We start from the raw sequence: 9,038 nt of genomic DNA on the forward strand, positions 1-9,038 counted from the left end.
CGATGACCGCACAGTCGCCGCCCGGGTGAGCACAGCGATCTGCTCACCCGGGGGCGGGCCGGCCGCGACAGCGAGGTCATGCACAGTGACAGGCGAGGAGCCCCTGGACACCCTCGATGCGAGGCTGCTGCTCGCGCTCACCGACGAGCCCCGTGCGCCCGTGGCCGCTCTGGCTGCGCGTCTGGGGCTCTCCCGTAACACCGTGCAGGCCCGACTCGGGAAGCTTCAGCGCCGGGGCGCTCTGCGCTCCTTCGAGCGGTGCATCGACCCGGCGGCCCTGGGCTACCCGCTGTGGGCCGTCATCACCACGCGTGTGACCCAGCGCAGGCTGGAGGAGGTCGCCGGCGCGCTGGCCCGCATCCCGGAGGTCGTCGAGGTGGAGGGGCTCAGTGGTGAGAGCGATCTGCTGGTGCGGGTCGTCGCCAGGGATGCGGAGGACCTGTACCGCATCGCGGGGCGTGTTCTCGCGGCGCCGGGGGTGGAGCGCACGAGCACCGCACTGGTGATGCGTGAACTGGTCCGTCACCGCCTCACGCCGCTGCTGCGGCGGACCGCCGAGGAGTGAGGACCCGGAGCGGCCACGATGCTCGGGTGCAGGCCGGCGGGGCAGCTGCCGGCCGCACGCGGTGCCTTGGCCGGTACCTTGGCCGGGTCACCAGGCCCTCGGTGTCATCGGGCCCCTTCGGTGTCATCGGGTCCGTGGAGACTGACGGGCGGCCGAGGGGGGTGCCGCGAGCTGTGGGCCGGGGGTGCGTCCGGCCCCTGGGCGAGGCTCGTGCTGACCTCGCAGCCGTGGCATCGTGCCGCGGACCTCTGCCGTGTCGGTCACCAGGTGCCCCGTGCCTGCAGGCACGGTGGATGTCCGCATGGAGGATCCGCATGACACGCGGGTGTCCGGGGCCGGCGGGGGAGGGCGGCAGACGGGGATCGCTCGGCGGAACAGCACTGATCGGATCGCAGGTCGTGGAGCACCTGGAGCATGTGGCCGGGCATGAAGCCCTCCCGCATTCCCTTCCACGGGCGTCGAGGTCATCACGGGCGCCGGCGTGCCCCTCGCCCTCGCCGAGGCCGAAGCGGCCGTCGGCGTGGCGGACTCAACCGGCCTTCGATGAGGCCTCACTGGCTTTCTTCCAGACCTCGATGGACACCCTGCTCACTGCCGGCCGCCGCTCGGGCGCGGGCCACTTCGTGATCCTCTTCATCGTCGGAGCGGACCGTCTTCGCCCGGCTGGGTTGCTTCCGGGCGAAGGTGCTGCAGGAAGACCTCCTCGAGGCCGGAGGCATCCCGTACTCGGTCATCGGGCGAGGCAGTTCATGGAGTTCATCGACGCGATCTTGTTCTGGACCACCGAGGGGGGACCGTGGGGCTGCCCTGTCCGCGGCTGCAGCCGCCGGCGGCCGCGGATGCCGCCGCCACCGTCGCCGGTGCCGCCGCCGGCGCACCCCTCGGCGGCGTCCTGGGTCTCGCCGGCCCCGGCGCCTGCCCCCCGTGATGGACCCGGCCGGATCGCCCTGGCGGCCAAGGGGGAGGGGCGTCTGCCGTCACGGACGAGAGGAGAGTGCCGGGATGTTCGGCGCCGTCCGCAACGGCGTCCTCACCGCTCCCGACGACGCCCGTATCGGCCCCACCCACTGCAACGACCGGCTCCTGAACCCGGCCGGGATGCGCCCGGCTGCGATGCGCCCGGCTGCGGCTGCGGCTGCGGTCGTGGTTGTGGTTGCGGTCGTGGTTGTGGTGGTGGGTGGGAGTGGCTTCGTTGATCTCTTCGGACAGTGATGGTCGAGGGCCTTCCGGAGGCAGGTGGTGATCAGCCGGCTGGCCGATGCCGACGGGAATGACGGCAGCGGCTCGGGGGGACCAAGGTCGCCGGTGACCAGGAGTGGCCCTGCCGATGGCGGAGGAGAGGAGCACTCGCCATGAGGCTGATGCGCCTGGAACCGGCGCGGTCGGCCGGATGGACCTCGCTCTGCGGATCGACAGCGGCACAGATCAACTGGCCTGTCCGCTGCAGCTCTTGAACCGGTTGGAGTGTGACAGGCGGGAGAGGCCGGCGATGACCGCCAGTCCGAGGCACACGGTCATCACGGCCGCCATGGGGGCCGGGCTGTGGGTACCGAAGAGCCCGACCGCCGGCGAAGCTGCCGCGCCCAGGGTGAACTGCCCGCTGCCGAGCAGAGCGGATGTCGCCCCAGGAGCGTCGCGGCCTCGGCTCTGCGCCACCGTGGTGACGGCGGGAAAGAAAACACCGAATGCCGTGACCGTGACGAACAGACAAGCCCATGTGATCAACAGGCTGCTGCCGATCGTCGTGGCCTTGTTCACGTGTCGTGACGTCAGTTGTTCACGGGTTTGGGAGGCACCCCGATTCACGGTCGGGTGATGTTCACGAGTTTTGAAGGCAGTTGAGGGCTTGCCAGGACAGCATCGTGGTGTTCCTGGGTGAAAGGTCCTGGTCATGCCGCATATGTCGAAGGTCGAGCTGTACGCGGCTATCCGACGTGACCATCGGGACGGACTGTCGATCCGGGCCTTGGAGCGCAAGTACTGCGTGACCTGGCGGACGGTGCGGAAGGCCGTCAACTCAGCCTGGCCGGAGCCGCGGAAGAAGCTTCCGCGCCGGGCGACTGCCCTCGATCCCTACAAGCCGGTGATCGACGAGATCCTGCGATCGGACCTGGACGCGCCACGCAAGCAGCGGCATACGATCACGCGGATCTTCCACCGGCTGATCGAAGAGCACGGTGCCGAAGTCTCGTATCCGATGGTCCGGCGCTACGTCGCCGACCGGAAGCCGCAGATCCTCGCGGCGTCGGGCAAGGTCCCGGTGGAAGCGTTCGTACCGCAGACGCACCAGCCCGGTATGGAGGCCGAAGTCGACTTCGGCGACGTGACCGTGCGGCTCGCCGGCGAGCTGGTCACCTGCTACCTCTTCTCCTTCCGCCTGTCCTACTCAGGCAAGGCCATCCACCGCGTGTTCGCTTCCTGCGGCCAGGAAGCCTTCTTCGAAGGCCACGTGCACGCCCTGCGGACGCTGGGCGGTGTTCCGCGGAGCAAGGTCCGCTACGACAACCTCAAGGCCGCCGTCGCCCAGGTACTGGGCCTGAACCGGGCGAGGGTGGAGACCGACCGGTGGATCGCGTTCAAGTCCCACTTCGGCATCGAGAGTTTCTACTGCCGCCCCGGCGTCGAGGGCGCCCACGAGAAGGGAGGCGTGGAGGGGCAGATCGGCTACTTCCGGCGCAACCACTTCACCCCGGTCCCGGAAGTCGGATCACTGGCGGAGCTGAACGAGATGGTCGAGCAGTGGGACCTGCACGACGGCAGGCGCCGGATCGGGTCCCGGCCGCGGACCATCGATGAGTACTTCGCCGACGAGCAAGCACTGCTGAGGCCCCTGCCGCATGAGCCGTTCGAGACCGGCCGGACCTTCACCCCGCGGGTCGACCGCTACGGCCAGATCGCGGTCCGCACAAACCGCTATTCCGTGCCTGTGAGGCTGATCGGTAAACGCGTCCGCGTGGTGCTGCACGCCTCCCACCTGGTGGTCTACGACCAGAACGTGGAAGTGGCCCGGCACGAGCGGCTCATCGCCAAGGGCAGCTGCCGCCTGGAGCTGGACCACTACCTGGAAGCCCTGGTCCGCAAACCGGGCGCCTTCCCCGGCGCGACCGCGCTGGAACAGGCCCGCTCCGCGGGCAAGTTCACCCCCGTCCACGACGCCTGGTGGGCACAAGCCCGCAAGATCCACGGCGAACGCGAAGGCACCCGAGCGCTGATCGAGGTTCTGCTGCTGGGCCGGCACATCCCGCATGAACACCTGGTCGCGGGCCTTGCCGCCGCCTTGCGGTCCGGAGCCCTGACTGCCGATGCGGTCGCGCTGGAGGCCCGCAAGGCCGCCCAGACCGAAAACGAACCAGCAGCCCACGTTCCAACGGCCCGGACCTCACCGGGACAGCCGACAGCGACGGTGACATTCCTGCACGAGTGGCGGCTGGCTCACCTTCCGCCCGACACCCGGCCACTGCCGTCGGTGGCCGCCTACGACCAGTTGCTCCGACGCCGCCGCACCAGCATCGGCGCCCATCCACAGGGAGAAGCACAGTGACCGTCCCCCGCCAGCGCGGCTTGACCGAACAGGCCGCCGACGCCGCCATCGACACCTCCTGCCGCATGCTGCGGCTACCGTCGATCCGGCATGAGTTCTCCGACATCGCCGACCGGGCGATGAAAGAGCAGATGACCTACCGCGGGTTCCTCGCCGAGCTGCTGATGGCCGAATGCGACGACCGTGCCCGCCGACGCTCCGAACGGCGGATCAAAGCAGCCCACTTCCCCCGCGAGAAGTCCCTACGGGCCTTCGACTTCGACGCCAACCCCAACATCGACGCCGCCACCGTCCATACCCTTGCCGGCTGCGACTGGATCAAGAACGGGCAACCGCTGTGCCTGATCGGCGACTCCGGCACCGGCAAGTCCCACATGCTCATCGCGCTCGGCACCGAGGCAGCCATGAAGGGCTACCGAGTGCGCTACACACTCGCCACCAAGCTGGTAAATGAGCTGGTCGAAGCTGCGGACGAGAAGCAGCTGAACAAGACCATCGCCCGCTACGGCCGCGTCGACCTGCTCTGCATCGACGAACTCGGCTACATGGAACTCGACAAGCACGGCGCCGAACTCCTCTTCCAAGTCCTGACCGAACGCGAGGAGAAGAACAGCGTCGCCATCGCCTCCAACGAGTCCTTCGGCGGCTGGACCAAGACCTTCACCGACCCCCGCCTCTGCGCGGCCATCGTCGACCGCCTCACCTTCAACGGCACCATCATCGAAACCGGCACCGACTCCTACCGCCTCGCCAACTCCCGCAAACGCGCCGAAGAACCAACCAAAGTCGGCTGACCACACCAGCCTCAATCACCCATGCCGCGGGCACCAAGAGCGTCTCCCCGAACAGTTCAGCCCTGCTGCGGAAGCAGCAACAGCAATCCGCAAGCGGCGAGTAGAGCGAGCAGACCTGCCACATAGAACGGCGCGGTGAGCGCTACCGTGGAGGCGGCCCATCCGCCGGTCAATGCTCCGACCATGCCGCTTCCGTAGAGCGCGATCCGGTGCACGGCTGTGACCCGGCCGAGAACCGCGCGGGGTGTCTCCCGCTGCCGCGTGGACAGGGCGACAACGTTCCACACCGCGAAGCCCGCGCTGCTCAGGGCCAGCAAGCTTCCTGCAACGTAGGCATTATCGGTGACCGCGATCGCGACAGCCGGCAAGCCTGTGGCCAGCCCGGAAGCAGCTAGAAGCGTACGCACGGCGAAACGGTCAGCCAAACGTTCGGCGCCGAGCGCTCCCAGCAGGCCCCCCACAGCCCCTGCGGCTAGCAGTGCCCCGAAAGCCGCAGCCGGCACCCCCAGAGTGCGATCGCTGTAGAGGACCAGCACCGACCACCACCCTGCGTCCGCAAAACAGACCACCGCGCCGGCACAGCTGACCGCCCGCTGCCTCCGGTGCCGCAACAGCCAGCGCGCCCCGACCAGTAACTCAGCGCGTAGCCGTCCGTGCTCAGTTGGCAGACCGTCTCCAGCCACACCAGCGGTGGCGGCACGAGGCAGCGTCAGGATCAGCATCACGGCGGTCACCAGCACCGCAGCGTCGACCGCGACGGGCACCAACAGCGCCACACTGAACAGGGCGGCACCAATGAGCGGTCCGACGAATTCATTGCCGACGATCTCGGTGCTGAACAGCTTCCCGTTGGCGCTCTCCAGCTGCTTGTCGGCCACGAGGCCGGGGAGGATGCGGTGAGCGCTGGTGTCACGGAAGGTCTCAGCAGCTCCCATCACCAACGCCGCACCCGCCAGCATCGCGATGCTCGCCGTATCCAGCGCCAACACCGTGAGCAAGGCTGCCAGCGTGACGACACGCACCACATCGGCGAGAGCAACGATCCGAGCTGGCGAGCGCCGATCCGCCACCAGACCTGCCCCGAGCCCGAAAACCAGCCACGCTCCCTGCTGACAGGCCGCCACCAAGGCGACACCGAACGGGCTGTCGGTGAGAGCGGCAGCAATCAGCGGGAATGCCCCGGCACGGATCCCATCGGCCACGTTCGCCGCCGACGCCGACGCCCAGAAGCGCCAGAAAGGCGCGCCTAGCCCCCCGGCCAAGACCGCTATCACACCCGCCCCCAGTCGCATGGCAGTCAGCTGCACGCGGAGACCTGAAGCTACACGACGGCAGCTACGAGTTCGAGAACACGTCCTAACGCCAACGCGCCGTCATTTCCCGTGAACATCCAGCAGCCTCAAGATCTGCAACTGCCGTCAGAACCGATGCACAAACGCCGTCGCTTGAAGTGAACGAAGCCAATCGTCGTCTGCACACCGAGCATGAGCATCGATCCGCCTCAGCGCGACGGCGCCTGAGGCGGTCTGCAACGTCTCCGCGCGCCAGCGGGATACGAGCCGGCCGCAGGCCAGGCTCCCGGCCATGTTGCCCACGGCGTTGAGACCGTAGACCAGGCTGGAGACCCCGGGGGTCTGATGGTAGATGTCCTGAAAGACGAACGAGGTACCTGCGATGCAGGCGAAGACGGCCGCGCTCCCGAAGGCCAGCGAAAGCACCGGCGCCAGCACCGAACGCCGCTTGGCCACCCGGCCGACGGCCCGGAGACCGCCGGCCATGCCCCCGGATGTCCGGTCATGTCGTGGAAGAGACTCCGGCACCCACCGCAGCACTCCCACCAGGAGCGCCAGGCCCGCAAGGGCAAGGAGGAAGAAGACGACGCGCCACGAGGTCACAGCAAGAACCGCTCCGCCGAACACAGGCGCCGCCACTGGGCCCAGGGCGGTGATGGCACCCAACGCGGCGATCTTCTTGGCGAGTTGCATACCGCTGAAGACATCAGTCATCACCGCACGGGCCACGACGATTCCCGCCGCGCCTGCGATGCCTTGACCCACGCGTGCGGCGTCCAGGACCACTGCGGTGGGAGCCAAGCCGCAGAGTACGGAGAAGACCGCGAACAGCAACGTCCCGCCCAGCACTACGGGGCGCCTGCCGACGGCGTCGCTGAGCGGTCCCAGGACGAACTGGCCCACGATGATGCCGATGAGAAAGCCCGTCAAGGAGACCTGGGCGCCGGCGCTGTCGGTCTGGAGGGAGCGTGCTACTTCCGGAAGAGCGGGCACATACATGTCGGTGGCAAGAGGGCTGGCTGCGCTCAAGCCTGCCAGCACCACGAGCAGGCGCACGCCGCCCCGGTCTTGTCTCGAGCGGTTGAGGCGGGAGCGGTGCGCCCCCGTATGCCCGGCTGTCATAGCGGTGGTGCCGCCCCGGGACCGCTTGCGGCCACCCCGTCGATCACGCCTGTGCCGCCTGCATCTCCGCCTGACGCGGCCAGTTGCTGCAACAGTCCGGCAGCGATGCGCACAATATCGCGTTCAGCGGGCGTGAGAGTCTGATGCAGAGCTGTAGCCAGCCAGGCGTTGCCGTCCGTCACATGCGCGCGCAGCGCCTCGTGACCGGCCTCGGTGATGTCGACGTCGCTGCTGCGCCCATCTCGCCGACTGGGCGAGCGTACGATCCGGCCCTGCTCCGCCAGGTCGTTGAGTACACGAGTCAATGACTGCGGCTGCAGTCCCTCGATGGCAGCCAGCGCCGTCGGGGTCAGCGGGCCGTCGTGTCGCAGGTTCGCCAGCACCGAGACGGCAAGACGAGACAGTCCCGGCCCGCTTCCCGACTGCTCGGCCCGCAGCCGGGAGGCCAGGCGTGAGACCCCCCAACGCAGCATCTCCGCAGTCTCGTTCACTCCGCCTGAATCACCCACACTACGAAGCTAACACTTCGCAAAACTCAAGCAAGATGCTCAACAGCGAGGAAAGTAATAAGTGTTCGAGTCCTATTGAGTGCTGCGGCGGTCAACCAGCCGCAGCGGGTTCCCCGACTCGTTCGCGGGTGCCGGCCAGGCGGTAGGAGTCGGTGCCGGTTTCGATGACGCCTGCCGTTGAAGGTGAGGCGGTCGACTGGCTGCGCAGAGGCGGAGGTCGGTGAAGGTTTTTGGTCCAGCCCTCCGGGGCCGGCACGTCTTCCCTCACGCGGGCGCTGCGGCCACCTGGCCGTATCCCGTTCCTGCGGCCCTGGTTGGTCCCCGCGGTGGCATCCCGGTTCTCCAGGTGCTGCCTTGACCGTTCAGGTGCGAGGAAGGTGTGCCGGTGACCGAGGCGAGACTCCAGGTCATCGCGGACGGGCCCGTCCCGCAGCAGCCACTGGCGACGGACCCTGGCAGTTCCGGGCCGCGTGTCTCGCCGCGTTCGTCGCCTCCTGGCGGGCCTGCGGGGTTCAGCCCGGTGACCATCGACAACGACAGTCGTCCTGCTGGAACGAACCCCTCGCAGCCCCTGGGCCGACCCGCGTCGGGAGGTGACGCCCGAAGGGATTTCACCCGGAGGAAGTTCGCCGCCTTGATCCATCGCTCCGACCGGCGGCGGCCCCGATCGTCGCATTCAGCCATCAGCAGCTCGGCAAGGAAGCCCCGATAGGTCATCGGCCCCTTCAGCGCCCGGTCGGCGATGTCGGTGAACTCTTTTGCGGATCGACGCCAGCCGCAGCATGCGCAGGAAACCGGTCCCTGCGCCCAGAAGGGCAGGGCAGCAAGTACGGGTCTTTGTCCTCATGCACCCCGGCAAGAGCTGGAGGGCGTCCGCCTGGCAGCAGACCCCTCCCGGGGGCACACACTTGCTGCTCGTGACCGCCGAGGACTCCGGCGATCGGCGACTCCTGGACCACGCGAGGAGAAACACGACCTCGCAAGGGCGCCCGGCGGTGGCGACATCACCGCTCGGCCGACACCCCACCGGGCCGCCGCTTGACAGCGCGCTGCGCTCCTCACACCGGCCCGGGCCGCCTTGGCCCGCTCGGCCCGGGGACACGCCCCGGAACTCTCGCCAAGCGCCCCGCGGCTGACCTGACGTGTGCTGTGCTTCCGCGACATCGACCATGCAACGCCGTCCCGGCCGCCCGGTCCCGGCCGCCCGGTCCCGGC

General features: G+C 68.6%; 8 protein-coding genes and 1 pseudogene. 4 read left to right on the top strand and 5 right to left on the bottom strand.

The window, feature by feature from the left end; genetic code table 11:
- Positions 1-85 precede the first annotated feature (85 nt).
- Both H180DRAFT_RS30675 and H180DRAFT_RS30985 read left to right on the top strand, forming a co-directional pair.
- Positions 86-565 carry an Lrp/AsnC family transcriptional regulator gene (locus tag H180DRAFT_RS30675; RefSeq protein ID WP_055488692.1) on the top strand — a complete coding sequence of 160 codons (480 nt, stop codon included), beginning with the start codon at positions 86-88 and terminating at the stop codon, positions 563-565.
- Positions 566-1,567: 1,002 nt separating this feature from the next.
- Positions 1,568-1,777: a hypothetical protein gene (locus tag H180DRAFT_RS30985; protein WP_074467018.1), complete on the top strand. Its 210-nt coding sequence runs from the start codon at positions 1,568-1,570 to the stop codon at positions 1,775-1,777.
- Positions 1,778-1,990: 213 nt separating this feature from the next.
- Here H180DRAFT_RS30985 and H180DRAFT_RS26635 read toward each other — a convergent pair whose 3' ends face one another.
- The gene (locus tag H180DRAFT_RS26635) at positions 1,991-2,323 is read right to left on the bottom strand and encodes an MFS transporter (protein WP_055488693.1); all 333 of its coding nucleotides are present in this window, start codon (positions 2,321-2,323) and stop codon (positions 1,991-1,993) included.
- 142 nt (positions 2,324-2,465) lie between these two features.
- Between H180DRAFT_RS26635 and istA the strand changes: the two genes are divergently transcribed.
- Together istA and istB are read left to right on the top strand one after the other, a co-directional pair.
- Positions 2,466-4,106 (top strand): IS21 family transposase, encoded by a 1,641-nt coding sequence (istA, locus tag H180DRAFT_RS26640; protein ID WP_199822526.1) that lies wholly within the window; start codon positions 2,466-2,468, stop codon positions 4,104-4,106.
- Entirely contained in the window at positions 4,103-4,900 is a 798-nt protein-coding gene (istB, locus tag H180DRAFT_RS26645; RefSeq protein WP_055488695.1) for an IS21-like element helper ATPase IstB, read from the top strand. Before istA ends, istB begins: the two co-directional genes overlap by 4 nt.
- A 56-nt stretch (positions 4,901-4,956) precedes the next feature.
- Here the strand turns inward: istB and H180DRAFT_RS26650 are convergent, their stop codons facing one another.
- The 4 genes and pseudogenes from H180DRAFT_RS26650 to H180DRAFT_RS30860 all read right to left on the bottom strand — a co-directional run.
- Positions 4,957-6,207: an MFS transporter gene (locus tag H180DRAFT_RS26650; protein WP_055488696.1), complete on the bottom strand. Its 1,251-nt coding sequence runs from the start codon at positions 6,205-6,207 to the stop codon at positions 4,957-4,959.
- Between the two features lie 111 nt (positions 6,208-6,318).
- Positions 6,319-7,248 (bottom strand): Bcr/CflA family efflux MFS transporter, encoded by a 930-nt coding sequence (locus H180DRAFT_RS26655; protein WP_055488697.1) that lies wholly within the window; start codon positions 7,246-7,248, stop codon positions 6,319-6,321.
- Positions 7,249-7,310: 62 nt separating this feature from the next.
- Positions 7,311-7,805, bottom strand: a complete 495-nt coding sequence (locus H180DRAFT_RS26660; protein WP_254666197.1) for a MarR family winged helix-turn-helix transcriptional regulator — start codon at positions 7,803-7,805, stop codon at positions 7,311-7,313.
- A gap of 618 nt (positions 7,806-8,423) precedes the next feature.
- Positions 8,424-8,670: pseudogene (locus H180DRAFT_RS30860) on the bottom strand (hypothetical protein); the annotation flags it as partial.
- Positions 8,671-9,038 lie beyond the last annotated feature (368 nt).

Origin of the sequence: Streptomyces sp. WMMB 322 (assembly GCF_900090145.1) — a bacterium.
GTDB lineage: Bacteria > Actinomycetota > Actinomycetes > Streptomycetales > Streptomycetaceae > Streptomyces.

What these genes read in the sequence shown, in the direction of transcription:
- H180DRAFT_RS30985 (WP_074467018.1), top strand. Translation starts at nt 1,568, where the DNA reads ATGTTCGGCGCCGTCCGCAACGGCGTCCTCACCGCTCCCGACGACGCC.
- istA (WP_199822526.1), top strand. Translation starts at nt 2,466, where the DNA reads ATGTCGAAGGTCGAGCTGTACGCGGCTATCCGACGTGACCATCGGGAC.